Annotated in this window: 27 protein-coding genes, 1 tRNA gene and 1 riboswitch; of the genes, 17 read left to right on the forward strand and 11 right to left on the reverse strand. The window is 63.1% G+C overall.

Annotated elements, in window-relative coordinates:
* The first annotated feature begins 67 nt into the window (after positions 1-67).
* Complete coding sequence (locus AB4Y32_RS05875) at positions 68-1,228, forward strand: MFS transporter (RefSeq protein ID WP_368720411.1); 1,161 nt, start codon at positions 68-70, stop codon at positions 1,226-1,228.
* Positions 1,229-1,322: 94 nt separating this feature from the next.
* Here AB4Y32_RS05875 and fahA read toward each other — a convergent pair whose 3' ends face one another.
* A complete protein-coding gene (gene fahA, locus AB4Y32_RS05880; RefSeq protein WP_368720412.1) occupies positions 1,323-2,633 on the reverse strand; it encodes a fumarylacetoacetase in 1,311 nt (436 codons plus the stop codon).
* A complete protein-coding gene (gene hmgA / locus AB4Y32_RS05885; protein ID WP_368720413.1) occupies positions 2,630-3,952 on the reverse strand; it encodes a homogentisate 1,2-dioxygenase in 1,323 nt (440 codons plus the stop codon). The genes fahA and hmgA overlap by 4 nt, the downstream gene beginning before the upstream one ends.
* A gap of 236 nt (positions 3,953-4,188) precedes the next feature.
* On the opposite strand from hmgA, the gene AB4Y32_RS05890 reads away from it, so the two are divergent.
* Positions 4,189-5,019 carry a diguanylate phosphodiesterase gene (locus AB4Y32_RS05890; protein ID WP_368720414.1) on the forward strand — a complete coding sequence of 277 codons (831 nt, stop codon included), beginning with the start codon at positions 4,189-4,191 and terminating at the stop codon, positions 5,017-5,019.
* A 61-nt stretch (positions 5,020-5,080) separates the two neighbouring features.
* Here AB4Y32_RS05890 and AB4Y32_RS05895 read toward each other — a convergent pair whose 3' ends face one another.
* The gene (locus AB4Y32_RS05895) at positions 5,081-5,887 is read right to left on the reverse strand and encodes an IclR family transcriptional regulator (protein WP_368720415.1); all 807 of its coding nucleotides are present in this window, start codon (positions 5,885-5,887) and stop codon (positions 5,081-5,083) included.
* Between the two features lie 117 nt (positions 5,888-6,004).
* Between AB4Y32_RS05895 and AB4Y32_RS05900 the strand changes: the two genes are divergently transcribed.
* Both AB4Y32_RS05900 and AB4Y32_RS05905 read left to right on the forward strand, forming a co-directional pair.
* Positions 6,005-7,195, forward strand: a complete 1,191-nt coding sequence (locus AB4Y32_RS05900) for an acyl-CoA dehydrogenase (RefSeq protein ID WP_368720416.1) — start codon at positions 6,005-6,007, stop codon at positions 7,193-7,195.
* A gap of 204 nt (positions 7,196-7,399) precedes the next feature.
* Positions 7,400-8,683, forward strand: a complete 1,284-nt coding sequence (locus AB4Y32_RS05905; protein ID WP_368720417.1) for an RNA-guided endonuclease InsQ/TnpB family protein — start codon at positions 7,400-7,402, stop codon at positions 8,681-8,683.
* On the opposite strand, the gene AB4Y32_RS05910 is transcribed toward AB4Y32_RS05905, so the two are convergent.
* On the reverse strand, positions 8,610-9,248 hold the full coding sequence (locus AB4Y32_RS05910; protein ID WP_368720418.1) for a peroxiredoxin: 639 nt from the start codon (positions 9,246-9,248) through the stop codon (positions 8,610-8,612). The genes AB4Y32_RS05905 and AB4Y32_RS05910 overlap by 74 nt on opposite strands.
* Before the next feature lie 386 nt (positions 9,249-9,634).
* Here AB4Y32_RS05910 and AB4Y32_RS05915 point away from each other — a divergent pair, with 386 nt between their 5' ends.
* The 3 genes from AB4Y32_RS05915 (at position 9,635) to AB4Y32_RS05925 (ending at position 10,994) form a co-directional block, all read left to right on the forward strand.
* On the forward strand, positions 9,635-9,937 hold the full coding sequence (locus tag AB4Y32_RS05915; RefSeq protein WP_368720419.1) for a YqjD family protein: 303 nt from the start codon (positions 9,635-9,637) through the stop codon (positions 9,935-9,937).
* A gap of 124 nt (positions 9,938-10,061) precedes the next feature.
* Positions 10,062-10,445, forward strand: coding sequence for a phage holin family protein (locus tag AB4Y32_RS05920; protein ID WP_368720420.1), 384 nt, complete (start codon positions 10,062-10,064; stop codon positions 10,443-10,445).
* 72 nt (positions 10,446-10,517) lie between these two features.
* A complete protein-coding gene (locus tag AB4Y32_RS05925; protein ID WP_368720421.1) occupies positions 10,518-10,994 on the forward strand; it encodes a DUF3318 domain-containing protein in 477 nt (158 codons plus the stop codon).
* 38 nt (positions 10,995-11,032) lie between these two features.
* On the opposite strand, the gene AB4Y32_RS05930 is transcribed toward AB4Y32_RS05925, so the two are convergent.
* The 4 genes from AB4Y32_RS05930 to glyA form a co-directional block, all read right to left on the reverse strand.
* Positions 11,033-11,320, reverse strand: a complete 288-nt coding sequence (locus AB4Y32_RS05930; protein WP_368720422.1) for a type IV pilin protein — start codon at positions 11,318-11,320, stop codon at positions 11,033-11,035.
* A gap of 582 nt (positions 11,321-11,902) precedes the next feature.
* On the reverse strand, positions 11,903-12,115 hold the full coding sequence (locus AB4Y32_RS05935; RefSeq protein WP_368720423.1) for a Tfp pilus assembly protein FimT/FimU: 213 nt from the start codon (positions 12,113-12,115) through the stop codon (positions 11,903-11,905).
* Between the two features lie 172 nt (positions 12,116-12,287).
* Positions 12,288-12,779 (reverse strand): transcriptional regulator NrdR, encoded by a 492-nt coding sequence (gene nrdR, locus AB4Y32_RS05940; RefSeq protein ID WP_368720424.1) that lies wholly within the window; start codon positions 12,777-12,779, stop codon positions 12,288-12,290.
* A gap of 6 nt (positions 12,780-12,785) precedes the next feature.
* A complete protein-coding gene (gene glyA, locus AB4Y32_RS05945) occupies positions 12,786-14,033 on the reverse strand; it encodes a serine hydroxymethyltransferase (RefSeq protein WP_368720425.1) in 1,248 nt (415 codons plus the stop codon).
* 184 nt (positions 14,034-14,217) lie between these two features.
* A riboswitch (ZMP/ZTP riboswitch) is annotated at positions 14,218-14,332 on the reverse strand.
* Positions 14,333-14,525: 193 nt separating this feature from the next.
* Between glyA and ydfG the strand changes: the two genes are divergently transcribed.
* The 9 genes from ydfG (at position 14,526) to AB4Y32_RS05990 (ending at position 21,294) form a co-directional block, all read left to right on the forward strand.
* The gene (gene ydfG, locus AB4Y32_RS05950; RefSeq protein ID WP_368720426.1) at positions 14,526-15,272 is read left to right on the forward strand and encodes a bifunctional NADP-dependent 3-hydroxy acid dehydrogenase/3-hydroxypropionate dehydrogenase YdfG; all 747 of its coding nucleotides are present in this window, start codon (positions 14,526-14,528) and stop codon (positions 15,270-15,272) included.
* Positions 15,273-15,381: 109 nt separating this feature from the next.
* Entirely contained in the window at positions 15,382-15,852 is a 471-nt protein-coding gene (gene ybgC / locus AB4Y32_RS05955) for a tol-pal system-associated acyl-CoA thioesterase (protein ID WP_368720427.1), read from the forward strand.
* Between the two features lie 165 nt (positions 15,853-16,017).
* Positions 16,018-16,695, forward strand: coding sequence for a protein TolQ (tolQ, locus tag AB4Y32_RS05960; protein WP_087732635.1), 678 nt, complete (start codon positions 16,018-16,020; stop codon positions 16,693-16,695).
* A 10-nt stretch (positions 16,696-16,705) separates the two neighbouring features.
* Positions 16,706-17,152: a protein TolR gene (tolR, locus tag AB4Y32_RS05965; protein ID WP_090870859.1), complete on the forward strand. Its 447-nt coding sequence runs from the start codon at positions 16,706-16,708 to the stop codon at positions 17,150-17,152.
* Positions 17,149-18,165, forward strand: coding sequence for a cell envelope integrity protein TolA (tolA, locus tag AB4Y32_RS05970; protein ID WP_368720428.1), 1,017 nt, complete (start codon positions 17,149-17,151; stop codon positions 18,163-18,165). The genes tolR and tolA overlap by 4 nt, the downstream gene beginning before the upstream one ends.
* Before the next feature lie 126 nt (positions 18,166-18,291).
* Complete coding sequence (tolB, locus tag AB4Y32_RS05975) at positions 18,292-19,584, forward strand: Tol-Pal system beta propeller repeat protein TolB (RefSeq protein ID WP_368720429.1); 1,293 nt, start codon at positions 18,292-18,294, stop codon at positions 19,582-19,584.
* 19 nt (positions 19,585-19,603) lie between these two features.
* A complete protein-coding gene (gene pal, locus AB4Y32_RS05980) occupies positions 19,604-20,110 on the forward strand; it encodes a peptidoglycan-associated lipoprotein Pal (RefSeq protein ID WP_368720430.1) in 507 nt (168 codons plus the stop codon).
* A 15-nt stretch (positions 20,111-20,125) separates the two neighbouring features.
* The gene (ybgF, locus tag AB4Y32_RS05985) at positions 20,126-20,875 is read left to right on the forward strand and encodes a tol-pal system protein YbgF (RefSeq protein ID WP_368720431.1); all 750 of its coding nucleotides are present in this window, start codon (positions 20,126-20,128) and stop codon (positions 20,873-20,875) included.
* A 343-nt stretch (positions 20,876-21,218) separates the two neighbouring features.
* Positions 21,219-21,294, forward strand: a tRNA-Lys gene (locus AB4Y32_RS05990).
* A gap of 147 nt (positions 21,295-21,441) precedes the next feature.
* On the opposite strand, the gene AB4Y32_RS05995 is transcribed toward AB4Y32_RS05990, so the two are convergent.
* A complete protein-coding gene (locus AB4Y32_RS05995) occupies positions 21,442-22,506 on the reverse strand; it encodes a glycosyltransferase (protein WP_368720432.1) in 1,065 nt (354 codons plus the stop codon).
* Positions 22,506-23,753: an oligosaccharide flippase family protein gene (locus tag AB4Y32_RS06000; RefSeq protein WP_439899740.1), complete on the reverse strand. Its 1,248-nt coding sequence runs from the start codon at positions 23,751-23,753 to the stop codon at positions 22,506-22,508. The genes AB4Y32_RS05995 and AB4Y32_RS06000 overlap by 1 nt, the downstream gene beginning before the upstream one ends.
* Before the next feature lie 286 nt (positions 23,754-24,039).
* Between AB4Y32_RS06000 and AB4Y32_RS06005 the strand changes: the two genes are divergently transcribed.
* Positions 24,040-25,299 carry a glycosyltransferase gene (locus tag AB4Y32_RS06005; protein WP_368720433.1) on the forward strand — a complete coding sequence of 420 codons (1,260 nt, stop codon included), beginning with the start codon at positions 24,040-24,042 and terminating at the stop codon, positions 25,297-25,299.
* 115 nt (positions 25,300-25,414) lie between these two features.
* Here the strand turns inward: AB4Y32_RS06005 and AB4Y32_RS06010 are convergent, their stop codons facing one another.
* Entirely contained in the window at positions 25,415-26,560 is a 1,146-nt protein-coding gene (locus AB4Y32_RS06010; protein ID WP_368720434.1) for an acyltransferase family protein, read from the reverse strand.
* Positions 26,561-26,897: the final 337 nt, after the last annotated feature.

Genomic DNA, 26,897 nt, shown 5'->3' on the forward strand with positions numbered 1-26,897 from the left:
TATCGAACGCCTTCACCCGGCCATCCGACGGTGTGCATGACATGACGGCGTAGTAGCATCTCGCCCGATGAAAGTCGTCCTCTCCCGCGATTTCCTCGCGCTGATCCTGAGCGTGGCCGTAGTCGGCCTCGGCAGCGGCGCGACGCTTCCCCTCACCGCCCTCGCGCTGACGCAGGCCGGCTATGGCACCGACATCGTCGGCCTGCTGACGGCCGCGCAGGCGGGCGGCGGTCTGCTGGTCGTGCCCATCGCCGGCCGGATCGCCGCGCGCTGCGGCGGCCGCGAAGCGATCATCGGCTCGGTGCTGATCGTCGCCGTCGCGACGGCACTGATGCAGGCCACGCCGAATCTGTTCGTCTGGGGCCTGCTGCGCGTGCTGTGCGGCGCGTCGCTGATGCTGCTCTTCACGATCGGCGAGGCATGGGTAAACCAGCTCGCGAACGATGCGTCGCGCGGGCGCGTCGTCGCGATCTATGCGACGAACTTCACGCTGTTCCAGATGGCGGGCCCTGTGCTCGTGAGCCAGATCGCGCGGTTCGACCATTGGCGCTTTGTGATCTGCGGGCTGATCTTTCTAATCGCGCTGCCCGTGCTGTCGATGATCCGCTCGACGCCCCATGCCGCCGACGAACACGAGCCACACGGCAGCTGGCGCCGCGTGCTGCCGCAGATGCCCGCGCTCGTGATCGGCACGGGCTTCTTCGCGCTGTTCGACACGATAGCGCTGTCGCTGATGCCGCTCTTCGCGATGGCGCATGGCGTCGCGACCGACGTGGCCGTGCTGTTCGCGTCGGCGCTGCTGCTCGGCGACACGACGATGCAGTTTCCGATCGGCTGGCTCGCCGATCATCTCGGACGCGAGCGCGTGCATATCGGCTGCGCGGTGCTCGTCGTCGTGCTGTTGCCGCTCTTGCCATGGATCGTGCAGTCGCCGTGGCTGTGCTGGCCGCTGCTCTATGTGATCGGCGCGGCGGCGGGCGCGATCTATACGCTGTCGCTCGTCGCGTGCGGCGAACGCTTTCGCGGCGTGGCGCTGGTGTCGGCGAGTTCGCTCGTCGGCGCTTCGTGGAGTATCGCGAGTTTCGGCGGACCGCTGATCGCGGGCGCGTTGATGAAGAGCATCGGCAACGACGCGCTGATCGGCGTGGTGCTCGCGAGCGCGTTGGCATTTCTCGCGGCGGCCGTGTGGGAGAAGCGGCGCGGCGTGGTAAGCGCGGCGTCGCAATGACGATGAAGCCGCGCGCATTTCATGCAGCGCGCGGCTTCTTTGGACAGGGCTCAGATCCGCGAGCGATACGCCAACGTGAGCCGTGTGACAGACGTCACTGACGCGCCGGCAAAATCTCGCCGACACACGTACCGAAGCCCACGCGATATCCGTCGCCCTGGCACCATCCCGCGAGTGTCAGCTCGTCGCCGTCCTCGATGAACGCGCGCGTGCCGCCTTCTTTCAGTTGCAGCGGCTTCTTGCCGTTCCACGTGAGTTCGAGCAGGCTGCCGAATGAATCGTCGGTCGGGCCGCTGATCGTGCCCGATCCCATCAGATCGCCGACGCGCGTATTGCAGCCCGACACGGTGTGATGCGCGAGCTGCTGCGCCATCGTCCAGTACATGTGACGGAAGTTCGTGCGCGCGATCGTCGTCGCTTCTTTCGCACCCTGCGGCTTCAGCAGCACTTCGAGCGCAATGTCGAACGCGTGCTCGCCGCTGTGGCGCAGATAGTCGAGCGGCTGCGGGTCCTGCGCGGGCTGCGCGACGCGGAACGGTTCGAGCGCGTCGAGCGTGACGATCCACGGAGAGATCGTGGTGGCGAACGTCTTCGCGTTGAACGGTCCGAGCGGCACGTATTCCCACTGCTGGATGTCGCGCGCGCTCCAGTCGTTGAGCAGCACCATGCCGAAGATGTGCTGTTCCGCTTCCGCGCATGGAATCGGCTCGCCCAGTGCGTTGCCGCGTCCGACGATGAAGCCCGTCTCCAGTTCGATATCGAGCTTGCGGCACGCGCCGAAGACCGGCCGCTCCTGATCGGGCAGCTTCAGTTGTCCATTCGGACGACGCACGGGCGTGCCGCTCACCACCACCGACGACGCGCGCCCGTTGTACCCGATCGGAATCTCCGACCAGTTCGGCAGCAGCGCGTTCTTCGGATCGCGGAACATCGAGCCGACGTTCGTCGCGTGTTCCTTCGACGAATAGAAATCCGTATAGCCCGGAATCTGCACGGGCAGATGCAGCGTCGCGTCGGCCTGGCGGATCAGCGCGCGGCGCTTCAACTCGGCGTCGTCGCGCAACGTCGCGTTATCGCGCGAGAGCAGCTTGCTCAGCTGGATGCGCACGCTGCGCCACGCATCGCGGCCGAGCGCGATGAAGTCGTTCAACGCATCGCGCACGAACACACTGTCGCCGGCACTCGACGAAGGCACCGTCAGCAGGCCCGCGCTTTCGAGCGCGGCCAGATCGACGATGCAATCGCCGATCGCCACGCCCGCGCGGCGTGTCGAATTCAGCCTGTCGCTAAAGATGCCGAACGGCAGGTTCTGAATCGGGAAGTCGCAGGCCGGCTCGTTTGCCGATTCGACCCAACTCTTGCGCGACGCGTCGAGCGTCGCCTGAAGATCGCTCAATGCGTTCATCGTTGCTCCGGGTTGAAGTGTTTCTTGAGACCTTGCCAGCACTCGAAGTAATGCGCCTGAAGCTGCGCGGTTTCGAGTGCGAAACGCGTCGGCTTGATCAGCGTGCGCGTTTCGAACATGAAGGCCATCGTGTTGTCGACCTTGTTCGGCTTCGAGGTGTCGATATTCGACGCCTTCTCGAACGTTTCGGCATCCGGCCCGTGGCCCGACATGCAGTTGTGCAGGCTCGCGCCGCCCGGCATGAAGCCTTCCGCCTTCGCGTCGTACGCGCCGTGCACGAGGCCCATGAACTCGCTCGCGACATTGCGGTGGAACCACGGCGGACGGAACGTATCTTCGGCGGCGAGCCAGCGCGGCGGGAAGATCACGAAGTCGATGGTATCGACGCCCGGCGTGTCGCTCTGCGACTGAAGCACGAGAAAGATCGACGGGTCCGGATGGTCGTAGCTGATCGAGCCGATCGTGTTGAAGTGGCGCAGATCGTATTTGTACGGCGCGTAGTTGCCGTGCCACGCGACGACGTCGAGCGGCGAATGGCCGATGTCCGCGCGCCACAGATGGCCGTTCATCTTCGCGACCAGCTCGAAGTCGCCCTCGCGGTCTTCGTAGGCCGCGTGCGGCGTGAGGAAGTCGCGCGGATTCGCGAGACCATTCGAGCCGATCGGCCCGAGATCCGGCAGACGCAGCTGCGCGCCGAAGTTCTCGCAGATATAGCCGCTCGCCCGGCCGTCCGGCAACGCCACCGAAAAGCGCACGCCGCGCGGAATCACCCCGATCTCGAACGGCTCGACGTCGAGCTTGCCCAGTTCCGTGAAGATCGACAGACGCCCGGCCTGCGGCACGATCAGCAACTCGCCGTCCGCGTTGTAGAAGAAGCGGTCCTGCATCGACTGGTTCGCCGCGTACACGTGAATCGCGCAGCCGCTCATCGCTTCCGCCGAGCCGTTGCCCGCCATCGTCACCCAGCCGTCGATGAAATCGGTCGGCTCCGTCGGCATCGGCAGCGGGTCCCAGCGCAGCTGATTCGGCGGCGTCGGCGGGACGTCGGCGAAATTCGCGACCAGCCGGTGCGACGGCAGCGCCGTGAACGGCTGATGCACGGCCGCCGGCCGGATCCGGTACAGCCACGAACGGCGGTTGTGGCCGCGCGGCGCCGTGAATGCCGTGCCCGACAGCTGCTCCGCGTACAAGCCGTACGGCGCGCGCTGCGGCGAATTGCGGCCTTGCGGCAGCGCGCCGGGCAAGGCTTCGGTGGCGAATTCGTTACCGAAGCCCGACTGGTAGCCCGGCTGGATTTCGCGTCGTGTAGTCGATTCCATGCAGTGATCTCCGTTGATACCCGGCCGCGCGCTCGCTTGCGGCGCGACCTACATTTTACGAATGGTAAAACAGATTATGATTAGTGAAATTAACGTAAACCCTCAGTTGGGCTACGATCACCACACGGATGGCGAAATCCATATCAGTATTTGGTGCATGAAAGAGCGGCGGCCGCTGCTACCATCGAATCATGCGGCGTCAACCGCATCCCAGTTTTGCTCCCCCAAACGCATTCATGATCCCGCTGACCATTCCCCAACTCGTCGACCGCGCCTCCACTCACCCGTTTCTCGGCGAGCATCTGAGAATGGGCACAGGGATTCGCGCCGACGAAGCGGTCGCGAGGTTCGACAACGTGGAAATCGGCAGCAGCTATGAGCCGATCTTCGACATCACCGTGCATGCGCTCGCGCAGTCGCTGTCGTCGGCGCCCGAAAGCGCGGACCGTTTCGGCGACGAACTGGGCTTTCAGGCGATCACGCAACAGCTGGACGGCACGGAGTCCGACACGTTCGATCCGTTCGAGCACATCGCCGACGATCAGCAACTTGTCGCGCTGGACCGGATGTCGCGCGCGATGCACGCGATCAACTTCTTCGGGCCGCAGCGGCATGGTCTGCTGTTTCTGCGCGTGCACGAGCGGCTGTTGAAAAGCGTGCGCTACGATCACGGCCGACATTTCTCGACCGTGCTGATGTCGTTTGGGTTGAATCCGTCGCGCATCGTGATCGAGTTGCCGCCGGCGGCGGTTGCGCATCGGACATTTCTTGGCTATCTGACCAAGAGCTATCAGCACTATGGATTCAAGGTCGCCGGCAATCTGCCGAACGCAGGGCAGATCCTGTCCGTGTCGGACATGGCGAGACTGGACTTCATCAAGATGGATGCGCCTTCGGCATTGCGCGATTCGATGGTGAAACCGCTGGTCGGCTATGCGAACCGGCTGAGAATCCCGCTGATCTTCAATCGCGTGACGACGGAAGCGCAGTTCGATCTCTTGCAGCAGTACGACGTGCGGTTCGTGCAGGGACCGCTATTCGTCGTGCATGAGAATCGGGCGGCCTGAGGTTGTCGGTTTCGCAGTTGCCGGTTTCGCAGTTGCCGGTTTCGCACGCCGTGCGCTGTATTCACGCGCTGTCGCCCAGTCGCCGTGCAAGCGCCTTCAGACGCGGCGCGACCTTTTCCCGAAACACGCTCTCCCCCATCGACGACGCCGGTCCGCTGCAGCTGAGCACCAGCAGCCGGCCGTCGCGCGGGTCCCTGAACGGCACCGCGACGGCGTTCACGTCATCGTGCCAGTCGCGAAACGAATAGCAGCAGCCCTCGTCCGCGAACGCATCGATTTCCTTCTGCGCCTGCGCGACCTGTTCCGCTCCTTCGTCGCCGGCTGCGCGCTGCAATTCGGCGATCAGCGCGGCACGCGCGTCGGCGGACTGCACGGCGAGATATGCGCGGCCCATCGAACTCGTCAGCATCGACAGTTTCGAACCTGATGCGAGACCGAGCGTCAGCGCGGTTTCGCTGCGGATCGTCTCCAGATAGATCATGTCCAGACCGTCACGGCAGCCGAGCGACACCGCCGCGCCGACCTCGCGCGCGAAGTCGCGCATATGCGGGCGGGCGAGTTCGAGCGTGTCGGTGCCCGACAGCAGCGCGAAGCCGAGCGACAGCACGCCCGCGTCGAGCGCGTATTTGCCGAGCGCCTCGTCGAAGCGAAGGTAGCCGAGCGTCGTCAGCGTGTACGCGAGCCGGTTGACGGTCGCCTTCGGCAAGCCCGTGCGCTCGACGAAGTCGCGGTTGCCGAGCAGCGTCTCGCCGGGCCGGAACGCTCGCAGCAGGTCGAGCCCGCGCGCCAGCGCGACCACGAACTTGCGTTCGTCGACGGAATCGGAAACGCGCGCCGATAGTGATGACGTGGATGCAGGTTTCGACATCGGATGCTAAACTCAATCGTCGTTTGCAAAACATTGTTTCGCACAGCGGAACTCAAGTCAAGCATGGGATGGTGGGAAGCATTAAATCGCCAGCTCCCGTCGAAAAGGAGATACGTCATGGCAGCCGCCGCGCAGTTTCACTGGGAAGACCCGCTGCTCCTCGACCAGCAGCTCACGGAAGAAGAACGCATGGTGCGCGACGCCGCGCAGGCGTATGCGCAGGACAAGCTCGCGCCGCGCGTGCTCGAAGCGTTTCGCCACGAAAAAACGGACGTCGCAATCTTCCGCGAAATGGGCGAACTGGGTCTGCTCGGCCCGACCATTCCCGAGCAGTACGGAGGCCCGGGCCTCAACTATGTGAGCTACGGGTTGATCGCGCGCGAGGTGGAACGTGTCGATTCGGGCTACCGGTCGATGATGTCGGTGCAGTCGTCGCTGGTGATGGTGCCGATCTTCGAATTTGGCTCCGACGCGCAGAAGGACAAATATCTGCCGAAGCTCGCGACGGGCGAATGGATCGGCTGCTTCGGCCTGACCGAGCCGAACCACGGTTCCGATCCGGGCAGCATGGTCACACGCGCAAAGAAAGTCGACGGCGGCTACTCGCTGTCCGGTTCGAAGATGTGGATCACGAATTCGCCGATCGCGGACGTATTCGTCGTCTGGGCGCAGTTGCAAACGGATGGCAAAGATGAGATTCGCGGCTTCATCCTTGAGAAAGGCTGGAAGGGTTTGAGCGCGCCCGCGATCCATGGCAAAGTTGGCTTGCGCGCGTCGATCACCGGCGAGATCGTGCTCGACGATGTGTTCGTGCCTGAAGAAAATCTGATGCCGGGCGTGAAGGGTCTGCGTGGACCGTTCACCTGTCTGAATTCAGCGCGTTATGGCATCGCGTGGGGCGCGCTCGGCGCGGCCGAAGCGTGCTGGCATACGGCCCGCCAGTACACGCTCGATCGCAAGCAGTTCGGCCGGCCGCTCGCCGCCAATCAGTTGATCCAGAAGAAGCTCGCGGACATGCAAACCGAAATCACTCTCGGCCTTCAAGGCGTGCTGCGTCTTGGCCGGATGAAAGACGAAGGCACGGCAGCCGTCGAGATCACGTCGATCATGAAGCGCAATTCATGCGGCAAGTCTCTCGACATCGCGCGTATGGCGCGCGACATGCTGGGCGGCAACGGCATCTCGGATGAATTCGGTGTCGCGCGGCACCTGGTGAATCTCGAAGTCGTGAACACGTACGAAGGCACGCACGATATTCACGCGCTCATTCTCGGACGCGCGCAGACGGGCATTCAGGCGTTCTTCTGACGGTCTCTGATCCGTCGCTAGGCTTTAAGAAAGCAGTACCCAAAAAAGCCCGCGTTCTCAATGAACGCGGGCTTTTGTTTTTGCCGGATGGCGAACCGCTCGCTGCCGACCCGAAAGCGCGGAAAGCCCCTCCAGGCGAGGGATGTAGAGCGCGTCGACCGCAGGTCGACTTGACTTTGGTCGCGTTCTCATTAAATTGGGCCGATGCGAAAAATCAAGCCCGATCCGGCAATCACGACACGCGTGCTCAGAGTCCGCCTGAAGGACCGGCATGCGCCGGAGATGCTGGACAAGGCGTTCTGGGTCAATCAGGTCTGGAATTATTCAAATGAGCTGTCATGCAAGGTGTGGGAACGCGAACGGCGCTTTATCAGCAGCTATGAGATAGACCGGTACACCAGCGGCGCGTCAAAGGCTGGCGTCAAGCTGCACTCCCAGACCATACAGGCGGTCAGCGCGGAGTATGTGACGCGGCGGGTTCAGGCCCGCAAGGTTAAGCTGCGCTGGCGGGTATCGTCCGGTTCGCGACGCAGTCTCGGGTGGGTGCCGTTCAAGGCGTCAGCGATTCGCTACTGCAACGGACAGCTTTTCATGTCCGGCTTCGACAGGCCTCTATCGCTCTGGGACAGCTATGGTCTGCCCGGCTATGAACTCGGAGCCGGTTGCTTCAGCGAAGATGCGCGCGGACGCTGGTACCTGAACGTGACGGTGAAGGTGAAGAAGGCGGTGCCGCGGCAGGGACGCAGCGCGATTGGCATCGATCTGGGCCTGAAGGATTTCGCAAAGACCAGCGACGGTGAGCCGCTCGAGGCACAACGCTTCTACCGCAGGTACGAGGCGGCGCTTGGCGTAGCGCAGCGCGCGCGGCAAAAGAAGCGCGTCGCCGCGCTGCATGCAAAGATCAAAAACAGCAGGAGGGATTTCCTGCACAAGGCTTCAACGGTGCTCGTGCGCAAGTACGGCGCCATTTTCGTCGGCAATGTGAACGCCTCAGGGCTCGTACGCACAGGGATGGCCAAGTCTGTGCTGGATGCGGGCTGGAGCGCGTTCCGGACCATGCTGCAATACAAGAGCGATGACGCGGGCGTATGGTACGAGGAAGTCGACGAGCGCTACTCCACTCAGATCTGTTCCTGTTGCGGATCACGTTGCGGACCCAACGGTCCGGAAGGGCTTGCGATCCGGGAGTGGACCTGCACCGTGTGCGGTACTTTGCACGACAGGGACACCAACGCGGCCCGCGTCGTTCTGCGGCGCGGTCTGGAACGGATGGAAGCGAAGATTGCCGCGTCGGCCGGTCAAGCCGTCGTGAATGAGGCGCCATCTGGTGCCGGGGTCGGACGTGGCCCCCTTGCTGAAGGAATCCCCGCCTTTCCGCGACAGCGGCAGGCGAAGCCTGAGGGCGGGGAAGACGTCAATTGTTCGGCTGCGGCGTCATGCGCAGATAAGGACGCAGCGCCTTGTAGCCCTTCGGGAACTTGCGCCTGATTTCTTCCTCATCCTTGAGCGACGGCACGATCACGACATCGTCGCCATGCTTCCAGTTGCCCGGCGTGGCGACCTGATAGTTGTCCGTCAGTTGCAGCGAGTCGATGACGCGCAGCACTTCGTCGAAATTGCGGCCCGTGCTGGCCGGGTACGTGATGATCAGACGCACTTTCTTCTTCGGGTCGATGATGAAGAGCGAGCGCACCGTCAGCGTTTCGTTCGCGTTCGGATGAATCATGTCGTACAGCTGGGAGACCTTGCGGTCGCCGTCGGCGAGAATCGGGAACCCGACGCTCGCCGCCTGTGTCTCGTTGATGTCCTTGATCCACTCGTTGTGCGACTCCTTGCTGTCGACGGACAACGCGATCGTCTTTACGTTGCGCTTCTCGAATTCGCTTGCAAGCTTCGCGGTCAGCCCGAGTTCCGTCGTGCAGACGGGCGTGAAGTCCGCCGGGTGCGAAAACAGGACGCCCCAGCTGTCACCCAGCCATTCGTGGAATCTGATGCGGCCGATGCTCGACTCCTGCTCGAAGTCCGGTGCGACATCGCCAAGACGTAGACTCATAGTGCAGCTCCTTGAAGTTGTTCGAATGATCCGCTCGGTCCGTCCGGCCGAGGGTTACAAATTAGAGCATACGGGACGAGGACATGCACCGCGAACGAACATCGACTGCGACCCTTATCTGTTTTTGTAATTTTCTCGCGGATGTACGAAACTTAACGGGACAGATCAACTCCATCCAACCGATGGCTTGCTTTGCAACAACATGAGCGGGAAGGTTCGAAACGGGCATGATGAAATGTCAGTAACAGCCAGGAACGCTTCATGCAACCGCGTTCGGGACCCTGCGCGCGATGATGCGCGTAACCCACGGCGCACGGTTCGCTGGCTCGCCAGCGAACGCTTCTTTGGTTACGATTCACGCGTAGCGTGCACGAAGGGAGCAGTCAATGTCGGAAATCAACAAGGAGAGATTGATGTCGGATATCAAAACCGTACTCGCAGACGCGGAAGATCTGCTGAAGCAGGCCGCGAGCGCCACGGGCGAACGCGCTTCTGAACTTCGCGAGACGGCGCTCTCGCGTCTCAAGCAGGCGAAGGAAAAGGCTGCCGACGTGCAGGTCGTGGTTGTCGAGAAAGGCAAGAAGGCCGCTCGCGCCACCGACGACTATGTCCATGAACATCCATGGGCGTCGATTGGCATCGCGGCCGGCGTTGGCGTGATGGTGGGCCTGCTGATCAATCGCAAGTAACGCGCGCGATGCGCGCCGGCTGCACGATCGGGCGGCCGGCGCCCTTTGCTGACTTGCCGACCGGCGCGCGAGCGGCCGGGTCGGCTCCATCTACGCGCATCCTCGCGCGCAACACGCTCAAGCCATGATCGACACACAATCGCACAGCGGGGACCGCGGGCCATTGCGGCGCATCCTAAGTTCGTCCTTTTCGATCCTGCAAACGCGGCTCGAACTGATCGGCATCGAGCTGGCCGAGGAAAAAGACCGGTTGCTGATGGTGCTCTTCATGGGGCTCGCCGCCATGATGCTCGCGATGATGGCGTTGATCGCGCTGACCGCGCTCATCGCGATCGCCTTCTGGGACACCTACCGATGGCAGGCGCTCGCCGGCATCACGCTCGTCTACGCGATCGCGGCGATCGTTTTTGCGCTCAAGGCTCGCAGCGGCTTGCACAATGCGCCGATGATCTTCGAAGCCACGCTCCACGAATTCCAGAAAGACCGCGAGATCTTCCGTAAACACTGAAGGCAGCGCGTCGCTCTTGGCTGTCCGTCGACAACGCCTTTGATCAACCCTTCGATCAACCCGCGATCCATCATGAGCCAGGTCCATTCCGATAACGCATTTCGAAGCCACGGCCACTCCGGCAAAAACCTGAGCGCGCCGCATCTGCGCGCGCTGCGCAAGGAACTGCTGATCGTGCGCGCGGACGTCGAACGCATGGAACTCGCGCGGGCGACGCTCGATCTGCGCAATGCCGTCACGCATTTCAGCTGGCTCAAGTTCATCGTGCCCGGTTTCGGCGCGATGCCTTGGGGACGCCGTCGCGGCGTGGCTGGCGGGATCGGCGCGCTGCTCAAGGAATACCCGCTGATCAGTTCGATCGTGTCGCTGGTGCTCGCGAAGCCGATCCGCAACAGGGTGACGGCGACCGCGAAGCCCGCGCTCAAGTGGGGCAGCCTCGCGCTGGCGGCATGGGAAGCGTATCGCATCTACAGACAGGTCAGGCGTGAAGCCGCGAAACCCGCGGTGACCTCCGCCGGCGCGAAAGACCCCGATATGAACCCGCCCTGACGCGGCTCGTGTCGATTGTTCAATCATCTATCGCGTGCTCAAGCATTCGTCGGGACTGCGTCCGCTGAGCCGCGGTTGGACTTCGTGCCCGTCGCGTCAAGAATGAACGTGCCGTACGCGTCGTCAGCCATCGGTCCGTTCCCGACCGATTGCGCTTCGAGCGTATAGCCGCCGTTCGAATCGTCGGCGGACAGAATACGCAAGCGATAGATCGCCTTCCCCGCCTGCGGCGCCTGGTTGAAACCATTGGGCAACGGCGCTCCATCCACGTACGCGGACGACTCTGCGAACTGCGCCGCACGATACAGCGCTGACGCAGCGTCCATCCTGTGCGACTTTGCGATATGCGCGCGACAGGACGGTACTGCGAAGACGGCGAGCGTCGCCGCCTGACACCAGCCTTTGACGCGCCGCTCGTGTACCGATCTATCTCGTAGTTGCCGATAAAGCGCCGTTCGCGCTCCCACACCTTGTGCAAGAGCTCATTCCAATAATTCCAGACCTGATTGACCCAGAACGCCCTGTCCAGCAACTCCGACGCGTGCCGGTCCTTAAGTCGGACTCTGAGCATGCGGGTCGTGGTTGTCGGATCAGGCTTGATTTTTGGGATAGAGCCAATTTAATGACAATGCACCAAAGTCAAGGCCGACCTGCAGTCGACGCGCTCTACATCCCCCACGTGAACGAACGTGAACGAAGGGGCTTTCCGCGCTTCCTGGTAAAGGTGAGGTTGGTGAGCGCGACCCGCGATGCTGACATCTGCGAGGTCGGGTTGCACGCGCAACGGATAGAAGCCGCCCGGGCGCGGTCGATCATCACGGCCCATCCGCATGACCAATCGACGGAGCCTGTCTTGCACGCCTGTCCGACGGCAAGGCAATGACGCACCGAATCGCCCCGGCACACTGTCACGCGCACGCCGCGCCTCGTGCTTCGCCGCGTGCGAAACTGAGCGTGGACTGCAGCACGCGGGCACGCGCATCGACCTGGTCGCGCATGTGCCAGGCCACGAACGAAGGCACGCTCATCGTCGTGACGATCGCGAGCAACGCGATTACGACAAGCGTCTCGAACAGGGCGAACCCGCGACAGACATGCCATGTATGAGCAACACGTTTCATCAGCAATCCTCTATTTTTGCCAGGAACGCGATGACTCTTACGGCGTGCGGTAACGCCCACAATCAGCCAAATGGCCATGTGGCGGACGCGCGAATCCCTGCACGACAATGCACGTGCATCAGATGGATTCGCGGATGGACTTCAGGAAGAAAAAATGCGGATGCGCGAACAATCAGCGCTTGCGGGAAGGCTTTGCAGGAACGGCCGGCGCGTTCATCCGGCGAAACTCTTCGATGACGTCTTCAAATTCGGAAACGTCTTCGAAGCGCCGGTAGACAGATGCAAAGCGCACGTACGCAATGGTGTCGAGCGCGCGCAACTCGTTCATCACGAGCTCGCCCAGACGCTCGCTGCGCACCTCGCGCTCACCGCTGCCAAGCAGCTGATACTCGATGCGCGACGCGGCGGCATCGACCGCGTCGGCTGCAACGGGACGCTTGCGCAGCGCCAGTTGCATGCTCGCGACGATCTTGCGGCGATCGAACTCCGTGCGGCTGCCGTCCTTCTTCACGACAGCGGGCAACGCCAGCTCGACCCGCTCGTATGTCGTGAAACGCTTGTCGCAGGCCGGGCAGCGGCGACGGCGCCGGATCGCGGCGCCATCCTCCGATACGCGCGAGTCGACGACCTGCGTATCGTCATGCCGGCAGAAGGGGCAGCGCATGGCAGCTTAACGGTAGACCGGGAAACGTTGCGTCAGCTCGGCGACCTGCGCGCGCACGCGTTCGATCGTGGCCGTGTCTTCCGGGTTGTCCAGCACGTCGGCGATCAGGTTGCCGACCTGCTCGGCTTCCTTCGTGCCGAAGCCGCGCGTCGTCATTGCCGGCGAACCGAGACGGATGCCGCTCGTGACGAACGGCTTTTCCGGGTCGTTCGGGATCGCGTTCTTGTTCACGGTGATGTGCGCCGCGCCCAGTGCCGCTTCCGCAGCCTTGCCCGTGATCTTCTTCGCGCGCAGGTCGACCAGCATCACGTGGCTTTCCGTGCGGCCCGACACGATGCGCAGACCGCGCTTGACGAGCGTTTCGGCGAGCACCCTCGCGTTCTCCACGACGCGCTGCTGGTATTCCTTGAATTCCGGCGACAGCGCTTCCTTGAATGCGACCGCCTTGCCCGCGATCACGTGCATGAGCGGTCCGCCCTGGATGCCCGGGAAGATCGCCGAATTGATCTGCTTCTCGTACTCGGCCTTCATCAGGATCACGCCGCCGCGCGGACCGCGCAGGCTCTTGTGCGTGGTCGTCGTGACGAAGTCGGCGAACGGCACCGGGTTCGGGTACACGCCTGCGGCGATCAGGCCGGCGTAGTGCGCCATGTCGACCATCAGATACGCGCCGACCGACTTCGCGATCTTCGACAGGCGCTCGAAATCGATGCGCAGCGCGAACGCCGATGCGCCCGCGATGATGAGCTTCGGCTTGTGCTCCTGGGCGAGCTTTTCAGCTGCGTCGTAGTCGATGTCTTCCGCTTCGTTCAGGCCGTAGCTGACCACGTTGAACCACTTGCCCGACATGTTGACGGGCGAGCCGTGCGTCAGGTGGCCGCCGTGCGCGAGGCTCATGCCCATGATGGTGTCGCCCGGCTTGAGCATCGCGAAAAACACGCCCTGGTTCGCCTGCGAACCCGAATTCGGCTGGACGTTCGCGGCTTCCGCGCCGAACAACTCCTTCACGCGGTCGATCGCCAGCTGCTCGACGACGTCGACGTACTCGCAACCGCCGTAATAGCGCTTGCCCGGATAGCCTTCCGCGTACTTGTTCGTGAGCTGCGAGCCTTGCGCGGCCATCACGGCCGGGCTCGTGTAGTTTTCCGACGCGATCAGTTCGATATGCTCTTCCTGACGGCGATTCTCGTCCTGGATTGCCTTCCAGATTTCGGGGTCGACGTTGACGATGGTGCTTTGGGCTCTGTCAAACATGCTGGTTCCGTTAAGTGTGTTCAGGTTGACCGGATCGTGCGCAGGTCGTGTGCCGGGAGCGTAGTGGGTACGCAGCACTGCTGGCCGCTGCTGATGGTGGGAGCCTTGACGTGGCGCGTGAAGGAGGTGCCGCACACGCGAGGCAGGACAACCACTGGCAGCGCAAACGACGGCGCGCTCGAAACATGGCTGCCCAGGCGAACGGCAAAACGGCACCCTGCGCTTCACGGTGGGATGCTCCACCTTGAACCCGTCAGGCTTGACAACGTCGGGTTCTATCGCCAGTCACGCAGGGGTGAGCGCGTTAGTTTATTGGAACCAGGGGGAATAGGCAACCGAGCAGGCAAGCGCGCCGCGCCCGCCGCCAGAAGCCCCGCAGCGCCGCCCGGCCTGCCGCGCGGACGTGCCTTCTTCGCGCGGCGGGGTCATTCTTGCCGCAGCTCGCCATTGGAAGTAGGCTTGTGGCCTTTCTCCACCGACCAGGGAACAGCAATGATCGTGTTCGTTACCGGGGCGTCCGCTGGATTCGGCGCCGCTATCGCCCGGGCTTTTGTCAAAGGCGGCCACCGCGTCGTCGCCACCGCGCGCCGCAAGGACCGTCTACAGGCGCTCGCGGACGAACTCGGCGATAACCTGCTGCCGTTCGAACTCGACGTGCGTGACCGTGCGGCCGTCGAGGCGGCTCCCGGCGCCCTCCCCGCCGACTTCGCCGCCGTCGATGTGCTCGTCAACAACGCCGGCCTCGCACTCGGCCTCGAACCGGCCCAGCGCGCGCTGCTCGACGACTGGGCGACGATGATCGAGACCAACTGCATGGGCCTCGTGCAGGTCACGCGCGCGTTCCTGCCCGGCATGATCGAGCGGAATCGCGGGCATGTTTTCAACCTCGGGTCGGTGGCGGCCACGTGGCCTTATCCGGGCGGCAACGTGTACGGCGCAACCAAGGCGTTCGTGCGCCAGTTCAGCCTGAACCTGCGCGCCGACCTGCACGGCACGCCGATTCGCGTGACCGACATCGAACCGGGCCTGTGCGGCGGCACCGAATTTTCGAACGTGCGTTTTCGCGGCGACGACGAGAAGGCGGCGAACGTCTATCAGAACGTCCAGCCGCTCACGCCCGAAGACATCGCCGATTCGATCTACTGGATCGCGACGCGCCCCGCGCACGTCAACATCAATACGATCGAGCTGATGCCCGTCGCGCAGTCGTTCGCCGGCCTGAACATCCACCGGGGTTGAGCATCGCCGCAACGAGATATCGGCGGCCGCAAAAAGAGCGCGCGGCGCGCGCGCAACAAATGTGCCCAAAAATGCGGCGCGCTTTTGCGTTCCGGTAAAATGCGCGGCTATGAATATGTCTGACAGTCAGTCTGACGCGGAAACCGGCTTTATCTGGCCGATTCGCGTGTATTACGAAGACACCGACGCCGGCGGCATCGTGTTTTACGCGAACTACCTGAAGTTTTTCGAGCGCGCCCGCACCGAATGGCTGCGGGCCTGCGGAGTCGATCAACGCAAGCTGACCGAGGAAACGGGCGCGCTGTTCGTCGTGCGCAGCACCGCGCTCGACTATCGCGCGCCCGCGCGGCTCGACGACGTGCTTCGCATCGTGAGCCGGATCGAGCGGATCGGCCGCGCGTCCGTGGATTTCGCTCAGGAAGCCTGGCGCGACGAAACGCTGCTGGCAACGGGCACGATCCGCGTGGGCTGCGTCGACTCGACGGCGATGAAACCGGCCGCCATTCCTCCGCCTGTTCTCACTGCGTTGCGGCGCGGGTCGGACTCAAACGGCGCGAGCGTGTCAACGGCAGGCAATTAAGTGTCGTTGTTACCTCGACAGTGAATTCGTAACGGTCACAACAAGACCAAGCATGGTTCGGCGAAGGGTCCGCCGAAGCTTCCGGTTTGCCGACTGAACGCCAACCGACCGCTTCGAACCGCCTTTCAGCCGGATGCCCCTCCCGGGACGTTACAGCGAAACTCTATGAACACTACTCAAGATCTTTCGATCATTTCTCTTGTTCTCAATGCGAGCCTGCTGGCGCAGGCGGTGATGGGGCTGCTGCTGCTGCTGTCGCTGATGTCGTGGACTTTCATCTTCCGCAAGTGGTTTGCGATTCGCCGCGCGCGGGCGCAGACTGAACGTTTCGAACGCGATTTCTGGTCAGGCGGCGACCTGCAGGCGCTGTACCAGAGCGCCGCGAACAACCGTCACACGATCGGGGCGCTCGAACGTATCTTCGAATCGGGCATGCGTGAGTTTCTGAAAGGCAAGGAAAAGCGGATCAACGATCCGGGCGCGATTCTCGACGGCGCGCGCCGCGCCATGCGTGCCGCATTCCAGCGCGAAATGGACGTGCTCGAAGCCAACCTCGCGTTCCTTGCATCCGTCGGTTCCGTCAGCCCGTATATCGGTCTCTTCGGCACGGTGTGGGGCATCATGAACGCATTCCGCGGTCTCGCGAACGTCCAGCAAGCGACGCTCGCGAACGTCGCGCCAGGCATCGCCGAAGCGCTGACTGCAACGGCCATCGGTCTTTTTGCCGCCATCCCCGCCGTCGTCGCGTACAACCGCTACGCGCACGACATCGATCGCCTCGCGATCCGCTTCGAAACCTTCATCGAAGAGTTCTCGAACATCCTGCAACGCCAGGCCCATTAAGGAGTCCACGATGGCCGGTTCAGTTCGTTCCAGCATGCGCGGCAGCCGCTCGCGCCGCGCGATGTCCGACATCAACGTCGTGCCGTACATCGACGTGATGCTCGTGCTGCTCGTGATCTTCATGGTGACGGCCCCGCTCGTCGCGCCGTCGATCGTGAACCTGCCGACTGTCGGCGGCGCCGCGCCCCAGCAGCAAACGCCGCCCGTTGTCGTCAACATCCGCGCGGACGGCAACATGAGCGTCAAGTACAAGGACGACGCGGGCACGACCCAGCAGGAGACGATGTCGCAGGCCGACCTGCGCAGCTTCGTCACCGACCGTGAGGCGTCGCATCCGGATCAGCCCGTCGTGATCGCCGCTGATAAAACCGTGAAGTATGAAGTCGTGATGAACGTGATGTCCGACCTGAAGGCTCGCGGCGTCAAGCGCGTTGGGTTGCTCGTCAAATCGCAATGATCCGCCGACCGAAAAACGTCTATCCGCTGCAGCCGCCGCGCGAGCGCGGCACGGGGCGCGCGTTCGCGCTCGCCGCGCTGATGCACGTGCTTCTCGGGTTCTTCCTGTATCACGGCATCCACTGGCAGAACAGCACGCCCGCGGGCGCGGAAGCCGAACTGTGGACGCAGGTGCCGGATACGCCGGCGCCGCGCCCCGCTCCGCCGCCGCCCGCGCCCGTGAAACCCGCGCCGCAGGTCAACGACGAAGAGGCTGACATCGCGCTGCAGGAAAAGAAGCGTAAACAGCAGGAAGCGCAGCGTCAGGCGGAACTCGCCGAGCAACAGCGTCAACAGAAATTGCAGGCCCAGCAGGAAGCGGAAGCGAAGCGCCAGCAGCAGCTGGCCGCCGACCAGGCGGCCGCCGCCGCGGCCGCGAAGCTCAAGCAGCAGCAGCTTCAGCAGCAGCAAGCCGAAAGGCTGAAGCAGCAGCAACTGGCCCAGCAGAAGCAGGAGCAGTTGAAGAAGCAGCAAGAGGAGCAGCAGAAGGAACAGCAAGCGAAGCAGGCTCAGGCCGAAGCACAGGCCAAGGCTGAGGCGGCGAAAGCCGCGAAAGCCAAGGCGCAGGCGCAAGCCGAAGCCGCGAAGAAGCTCGACGCGGAGCGCCGGGAGCGTCTCGCCGCGATGCAGGGCATGGCAGGCGGCGAAGGCTCGACGGGCAACGGTCTCGCGAAGGGCGGTACGGGCAGCGGCGCGGGCGGCAACGCCACGTCGCCTGGCTATGCGGAGAAGGTACAGCGCCGCGTGCGTCCGAACATCGTCTGGTCGGGCGATACGGCGGGGCTCGAAACCGTGGTTGCCGTCCGCTGCGCGCCGACGGGCACGTTGCTGAGCGCTACTGTCACGCGCAGCAGCGGCAACACGGCGTGGGACGACGCCGCGTTGCGCGCCGTCCAGCGATCGGACCCGATGCCGCAAGACGTCAACGGCAAGACGCCTCCGAGCTTTACGATCACACTGCGTCCGGCCGCCTGAACGCGCTGAACCGCGTTGAACGGTCCGCCCGCCTTACGCGTGGGCGACCGGGAACGATTTCTGCGTACGGCGGTCTGTTTGTAATCCTGGAATGTTAGAAATTCGATTTTGGGGAATTTATACAGAATGAGTTTGATGACCAAGCTAGGCCTGCGAGCGCTCGTAGCGTCGTGCCTGATCGCCGCCGGCGGTGCCGCCCATGCACAACTCAACGTCCTCGTGACGGGCGTAGGGTCCACCCAGTTCCCGATTGCCACGGCAAATTTTGCCAACGAGGCAAATTCTCCTCAGCAGATCAGCGCGATCGTCCGCCAGGACCTTCAGCGCAGCGGCAAATTCACCAACATCGACGCCGGCGGCGCGCCCGTTTCGGAAAGCGATTCGGTCGATCTGGGCGCGTGGAAAGCCAAGGGCGCGGACGCGTTCGTTGCAGGCAGCGTCACGCGTCTGCCGAACGGACAGTATCAGGTCCGCTTCAAGCTGTACGACACCGTCAAGCAGCAAAACCTGGGCGGCCTCGAGTTGACCAGTCCGGAAAGCGGCCTGCGCATGAGCGCGCACAAGGTCGCGGACTATATCTATGCAAAGCTGATGGGCGGCCGTGGCGTGTTCGCGACGCGCCTGTCGTATGTGATCAAGACGGGCGGCCGTTACCAGCTGCAGATTTCGGATTCGGACGGTCAGGACGCGCACATCGCCCTTTCCAGCCCCGAGCCGATCATTTCGCCCGCGTGGTCGCCGGACGGCACGAAGGTCGCCTACGTGTCGTTCGAAAAGAAGAAGCCGATCGTCTACATCCACGATCTGCCGACGGGCCGCCGCGTCGTCGTATCCGATCAGAAGGGCAACAACAGTGCACCGGCATGGTCGCCTGACGGCCGCACGCTCGCCGTCGCCCTGTCGCGCACCGGCAATACGCAAATTTTCGCCGTCAACGCAGACGGCAGCGGCCTGCGCCGTCTCACACAAGGCACCTCGATCGATACTGAGCCGTCGTACTCTCCCGATGGCCAGTGGATCTATTTCACCAGCGACCGCGGCGGCCAGCCGCAAATCTACAAGATGCCGGCCAGCGGCGAAGGCTCTGGCGGCGCGCAACGCGTGACATTCAGCGGGAACTACAATACGAGTCCACGCGTGAGCGCGGACGGTAAGCAACTCGCATACATCTCGCGCACGGGTGGGGGCTTCAAGCTGTACATCCAGGATCTGCAGTCGGGCGTCGCGACGGCGCTCACCGATACGACACACGACGAATCGCCGAGCTTCGCGGCGAATGGTCAGTACATTCTTTACGCCACTCAGGTGAACGGCCGTGGCGTGTTGGCCGCAGTTTCGACCGACGGTCGTACGCGGCAGGTCCTGTCCGTTCAGGGGGGCAGCGTACGCGAGCCTTCCTGGGGCCCGTTTATGCAATAACACACAAGGAGAGTGAAGCATGATGTCCAAACTTCGAATTGCGTTTGCCGTGACCATGGTCGGCGCGCTGGCTGCCTGTCATTCGGGCGTCAAGCTCGACGAGAACGCTAACAAGGGTGGCGCAGGCGCGCAGCCCAATCCGAACGATGTCGCCACGGTGAACGTCGATCCGTTGAACGATCCGAACAGCCCGCTCGCGAAGCGCAGCATCTATTTCGATTTCGACAGCTACTCGGTCAAGGACGACTACCAGCCGCTGCTGCAGCAACACGGACAGTACCTGAAGAGCCATCCGCAGCGTCACGTTCTGATCCAGGGCAACACGGACGAGCGCGGCACGAGCGAGTACAACCTGGCGCTCGGCCAGAAGCGTGCTGAAGCGGTCCGCCGCGCGCTGTCGCTGCAGGGCGTTGCGGAATCGGAAATGGAAGCCGTGAGCCTCGGCAAGGAAAAGCCGGTGGCAACGGCTCATGACGAAGCGTCGTGGGCACAGAACCGCCGCGCCGACCTCGTCTATCAACAGTAATAGGTGGCAAGCCGTATGACGCACCGTTTCCCCTGGCTGCGCATGGCCGCAGCCGCTTGCGTCGCAGGGACGGCCGTGATGGCCCTGCCCGCTCACGCAGGCATGTTCGACGACGATCAGGCTCGCCAGGCGATCCTCGATCTGCGCAGCAAGACTGATAGTCTGTCGAGCCAACTGTCGGCGGCTCAACGCACGATCCTCGATCAATCCAGCCGCCTCGACCAGCTGAACCAGCAGGTCGCGACGCTGCGTGGACAGAATGAGGACCTCGCCAACCAGCTCGCCACGTTGCAGAAGCAGCAGAAGGACTACTACACCGACCTCGACGGTCGTCTGAAGAAGTTCGAGCCGCAGCAACAGACGGTCGATGGCGTCCAGGGCACCGTGCAGCCCGGTGAAACGGAGGCGTTCAACGCGGCTTCGCAGCAGTTCCGCAACGGGGACTTCAAGAACGCGGCGACATCGTTCCGCAGCTTTATCGCGAAGTACCCGCAAAGCCCGTATCAGCCGACGGCGCAGTACTGGCTCGGCAACGCGCTGTACGCGCTGCGCGACTACAAGGGCTCGACGGCCGTCTGGCAAGGCGTCGTGCAAAGATATCCGCAGCATCCGCGCGCGCCTGAAGCCTTGCTGGCAATCGCGAACAATCAGCTCGAACAAGGACAGAAAGCCGCCGCAAGAAAAACACTCGAGCAGATCGTCGCGCAATACGGCGGCTCTGATGTCGCGCAGTCTGCGCAAAGCAAGCTTTCGCAGATCAAGTGATTTTGCGGCGTCCGGTTTGTGCCGGGCGTCGGGTTGCAGGACGTAGACGCAGTAAAACACGCAGTGTCGAGGTTCGATAACCGATACGCGTGCCTCTCGCTGGAAAGCCCGGGGCCAGGCGGTTTCGGGCTTTTCGTTTTTCGGCTTTTCGTTTTTTCGGCTTTTCGTTTTTCGGCTTTTCGTTTTTCGGCTTTTCGTTTTTCGGCTTTTCGTTTTTCGGCTTTTCGTTTTTCGGCTTTGCCTTTTTCGGGCTTTGCCTTCTCGGGCTGCCCGCCGTCGGCTAATCCGCTCGGCGTATTGTTGACAGTCCACGCCCTCGCCGATATAATTTCGCTTCTCTTTTGGGTCGTTAGCTCAGCTGGTAGAGCAGCGGACTTTTAATCCGTTGGTCACTGGTTCGAATCCAGTACGGCCTACCAAGGAATATGGTGGTACACAAACGGCCTGCTTATAAGCAGGCCGTTTGCTTTTGCAGCACCAGTTGCAACTCAGACGAGCGCTAGGCTCGAATGCTATGTTCTGCCAATCAAACTGCGCACCGCGGCGAAACAAGTGCAATCGACGATCTAAACCCGCGCCGCCACCTTCCTCGCGACATCGAGATATCGCTCGGCTGTATCCTGCAACGTCAGCCCGACAAGCGTCCGCTGCACCCGAGGCTGCGCGAGCGCGCCGAGCAGCGCGGCGGCATAAGCGGCCGTATCATCGGTATCGACCAGTTGCACGCACGGCAGCGTCTTCGCGAACTGAAACGGCATGATCGTGCTGGCGACGACGGGAATCCCCGAAGCCAGCGCCTCCAGAAACGCGATGCTATGGCCCTCGGAACGCGACGGCATGGCGAACACGTTCGACGCCCGAAGCACGCCGCACACATCCGGATGCGGCCCCTCCACGTTCACCCGCTCTTCGAGCGCGAGCTTCTTCACCAGATCCTGAACCGCGGCCAGATAAGCCGGGTCCTCGACGACGCCATACAACTGCAGCCGCACATCCTCCACCTGCGCCGCGACCTCGTGAAACGCGTGCACCGTCTGCAACTGGTTCTTCACCGACGTGTATCGCCCGATCTGCACGATCTGCAACGGCGCATCGCCGTCGCGCGGGCGATCGTCGAATGCGAAGCGCGTCGTGTCGACGCCGTTCGGGATCAGCGTCAACAACGGATGCGCGCGAACACTGTTCGTATAGTCATGCAGATTCGCCGGCGATACGCCGATCACCGCTCTCGCCCGCGACGACAATATCCGTTCGACGTAGCGAAAGAGCGCCCGCTCAAAATCGTTGACGGCCGAATGCATCACGTAGATCACGGGCACTTTGGTCGGCAGCGCGCGTGCGTAGAAAGCGGGAATCGTCGCGTGAGCGAACATCACATCGGGCCTGAAATGCCGCAGCATGCGCGCCAGAAAGACGAGCTTGCCCGGCAGTGTCGAACGCCTGCAAGGAAACACGCACTCGACGCCGTGGCTCTCGAGCTCGCGCGTGAGCGGCGCGAAATCCGCATGCTCGGGCAACAGCGAGGTCACGCCGACCACGCTTCCCTCGCGCTGCTGATGGATCGCGAGATCCTTCGCGAGCACCTCCGCGCCCGACAGGCGCGGCTCAAGCACGAGATGAAGAATCCGCATCAAAGCACCCTTGCCGTCCGATACGCCATCCACATCGCCGCGCAACTCAGTCCGAGCGTCATGGCCCACGCAATGCCAACGACGCCCCAGTAGTGCGTCGCGGGTGGCACGCAGGCGAGCAGCACGATGACCTGGATCACCGACGCCTGCGTGGTCGCCTTCGCGTCGCCGACCGCGCGCAGATACGAGACCAGCACTGCGATCAGCGCGCCGATCGCCATGTTGATCACAAAGATCTTGAAGAGCGGCACGGCGGGCAGCCACGCCGGTCCGAGAATCAGCGAAAAGAGCAGGTGCGCCGCGAGCCTTAACACGATCACGACGACGACGAGCCCCACTGCGATCAAACCAATATAGCGCCTGAAAAGCCGCGCCGCGACCTTGGGATCGGCGCGATGTCGCGCCGCGAAGGTAGGAAACAGGTACTGCGACATCGCAATCGCGGCATCGGCCAGCAGCATCTGTGCGAGCCGCGACGACATCTGATACGCGCCCAGTTGCGCCGGCCCCAACAGTTTGCCGACCACTACCTTGTCAAACTGGTTCAGCATGAGATTGACGACACTGCCCGCCCAGATCCAGCGACTGAATCCGATGTAGTGACCGATGCCCGACCAGCGCAGACGAATGGGCGGCCGCGGATTCATCGTGATCCACGTCAGCGACGTTTTCAGCGATTCGCCGACGATCATGCCGAGCAGCACCGAATACGCGCCCGCGCCCGCCAGCGCGAGCGCCAGCCCGAAGCAGCAATCGACGAACGCGGCCGATATCTCGACCAGCGCGACGTGCTGGAAGCGCCGGTCGCGCTGCACGACGTAATACGCCGGCGATGCGACGCCGCGCAGCAGCGGCAGCAGCGCGGCAAGCTGCAACAGCAGCAGCGCGCCGCCCAGATGGAACTGGCTGTTCATGAGCGGCGCAAGTGCAACGAGCGCCGCGCCGATCAGCACGCCGCGCGACGCAAGCGTGGTCCAGACGGCGCCCAGCTCATCGCGCGTCGGCGCGGCCTGCCCCTGTATCACGGCCTGCGACAGGCCCGTATCGGACAGCGCCTCCGCAATCGCGACGGCCAGCAGCGCGACGCTCACGCTGCCGATCGCCTCCGGCCCGAGAATTCGGCCGATCGCGAGGAACTTGATCGCCACGAGCCCGCGCATCAATACCTGCTGCAGCAATACCCACGTCGCTGCGCTCGAACCCAGGCCCGCCCTGAACGGAAACGCCGATAGCCTCATCGTCCGCAATCGCCTTCTCCTTGTTCCGTCAATTCAGTGCATCGTCACGAGAAAGCACGATGTCGAAGCGATGCGTCATGTCGCACGTTCACGCGCAGAGAAGACGCGGCCCGCTGGCGCAAACACGTCGTTCTTCAAGGTAACTCGCCATGCCCGCATGCGGACGCCATCAGTCAGTCAGAATCGGCAACGCGCAGCGCGGGCTGTCCGTTCTCGCCAAAGATATGGCGAAATTGTCGGTTCGCGCCGAAAGCAGGATGCTAAGGTGGACCCAATACTGCTCGTCAGGATCACCATGGAACGCGCAACTCACCTCGTGCCCGTCGACGCTCCCATCGCCGATGCCGCCAGGCTCGGCTACGTCGTCATCATCGAGCCGAATTTCACGGGGCATCGCTGGCGCTACGTCGAATGGATCGCGCAGACCTGTCTCGAAGCGGGCTATCCGTGCCTCGTCGTGACGGAGAACTCGAACGAGGATCACCGGCTCGCGCGCGAGATCATGGCCGCAGACCGCGAGGACCTGCAGATCGCGTTCGTCGATCCGGAAAGCCAGCGTCAGAGCCGCGGCCTGAGGCGCGTCAGCTACGCGCGCTTTCATGCCTATTTCAAGCTCGCATACGATTCCGTCAAACGTGTCGAGCGCGTGCGGCTCGTCGTCGTGCCCTACGTCGACTACTTCTTTCATGCGCTGCCGCTGCTCGGCACGCCGTTCGGCAGGGCGCCGTGGATCGCCATCACGATGCGCGCGACATTCCACCATCGCAAGGTCGGCGTGCGCACGCCGGGGCGGCCGCTCGTCAACATGCTGAAGTCGCTGCTGTTTCGTCGCGCCGTGCATACGAAAGGGCTGCGCACGCTGCTGTCGATCGATCCGACGCTGCCACAGTGGGTCGGCCGCGCGAAGCCGAAACATGGCGCGAAGGTCGAGTACGTCGCCGATCCGTTTCCCGATGCGAAAGCCGAAGACCCGCTCGTCGCGCGCGAGCGCCTTGGGCTCGATCCCGACGGCCACTATCTGCTCGTCTACGGCTCGATCAGCGAGCGCAAGGGCATCTGCGAGCTCGCGGAAGCGCTCGCGGGCATGACGGACGCACCGACCTTGCTGCTCGCGGGTGAACAGGACCCGGACATTCGCGGCTTCATGCGCGCATTCATTCCGATTCTCAAGCCGGCGCCCGTGATCCTCGACCGCTTCATTTCGAACGAGACGGAACGCGACCTGTTCTCCGCGTGCGACGTCGTGTGGCTCGGCTACAAGGGCCACTACGGGATGAGCGGCGTGCTGGTGCAGGCGTACCGCTTCGACAAGCCCGTCGTCGCGACGAGCGAGGGGCTGATCGGCTGGTTCTGCCGCGGCGGGCAGCTCGGGCCGTGTCTCGACGATCTGTCTGCGCAATCGATCAAACGCGCGCTCGACGACGTCGCCGCGAAGTGGCGTAGCGGGGAACCGCATCAACGGCCTCTCGATCATCTGCTCGCGCGCAACACGCTCGGGCAATTCAAGGAAACGTTGCGTCAGTCAATCAGCGAGGCTGTAGCGACGCGTGCCTGAGCCCCGCTTCTTTCGACCAACGGTGAGATTCGCGCCGACTTCACGCGGCGCGCTCGCAGGAAGTCTTCCACGTGCATGCCTCACGGGCAGTTATCGCTGCGCGGGCATCAGCGCATCAGGACAGTTGGCCGCCAACAGGCATTTCTTCGCGCACCGACGCATTCCGCTTGGCCGGAAACAGCGCATTACGCAACCGCAGGAACGGATACTCGACGGCGCGCGTCATCGCGTAGCCCGCGACGATGGCGACGGCGGCCTGCGCGGTCAGCGCGAGCGCCCACACGACGATGGGCGGCATGCCGAGCGCCGTCGCCTTGTGGATCACCATGTCGCCGGGGGCGAGCGCGAGCGAGTGCCACAGATAGATACCGTATGAGTAGACGCCGAGCCACGCGATCGCGCGATACGCGAACGACGTGCGCACCTTGGCCGAGTGCTCGAGCATCAGCACGATGAACGCGCAAAAACCGAGCGCCTGAATCGTGTAGCCGATGCTCTCGTCGAGCGGAATATGCTTCGTCGCAAACGCGAGCCACGCGACGAGCACGCCGACGACAGCGAGCAGCAGGCGCGTCTTTTTCGCAAGACGCTGATACACGTCCGGCCTCATCCAGTAGATCGCCGCGAGGATCACGCCGTAGAGCAGGCTATCGATCCGGTACTGCGTATAGAAAAACGCGGGGTCCATGCCGCCTCTCGCCACCTCGATGCAACGCGCGATCAGCACGATCACGCAGATGCCGCCGAGCACGCCGATGATCGAGCGGGCGCGCATCTGCCAGCGCGCGAACAGCAGCAGCACGGCGGGCAGGAAAAGATAGAAGTGCTCCTCGACGGCGAGGCTCCACGTCTGCGTAATCGACGTGCCGAAGTAATTTTGCAGATGGGTCAGGTTCTGCCACAGGAACGAGTCCAGCGGGTGTCGTCCGACGATTGAATGAAAGAGGATCAGCACGTAATACGCGGGCCAGATCTTGAACATCCGGCGCACGATGAAGCGGCGCGCGTCGACATGTCCCGTCTCCGCGTATTGCCGCAGCAACAGTCCGCCGACGAGGAACCCGCTCAGCGTGAAGAAGAGGTTCACGCCTTCGCGGCCGAAATTCCTCAGCGGATACTCGATGATCGAGATCAGCGTGCTGCCCGTGTTGACGGTGTGGAAGTGAAAGCCCATCACGGCGAGGATCGCGATACCGCGCACGAAGTCGAGTTCGACGGACCTGCCCCGCACCATCGATTCGGCGCTGCCGAATAGCTTCATGCTGTTCCCCTTCGACGTCGTTGGTCGTTGTTCACGAACCGCCATGCGGAGATACGCCCGCCTTGTTCCGGCCCATGAATGGCCACAATCGACGGGTATTTCTGGCACCGTATTCCAGTCATGTTGCTTGCTACCGCGTGCACTCGTGCGCCAAGTTGCCGTCGTTCTCGGACAGCATCATTAGACGTGCGAAACCGTCTGACGAAAGGCTGCAGGGCGCATCGGTCGACCCCGCCAGAACCCAGGCGAAATACGCCTCGCGCGGACTTGAGCGGAAGCCAGCCATTTATATTCAGACTGAACAGTGGCGCGCGTCGCCCTGCCACGATGAACGCAC

The organism is Paraburkholderia phymatum, from assembly GCF_040965635.1.
In the GTDB taxonomy this organism is placed as follows: Bacteria; Pseudomonadota; Gammaproteobacteria; order Burkholderiales; family Burkholderiaceae; genus Paraburkholderia; species Paraburkholderia phymatum_B.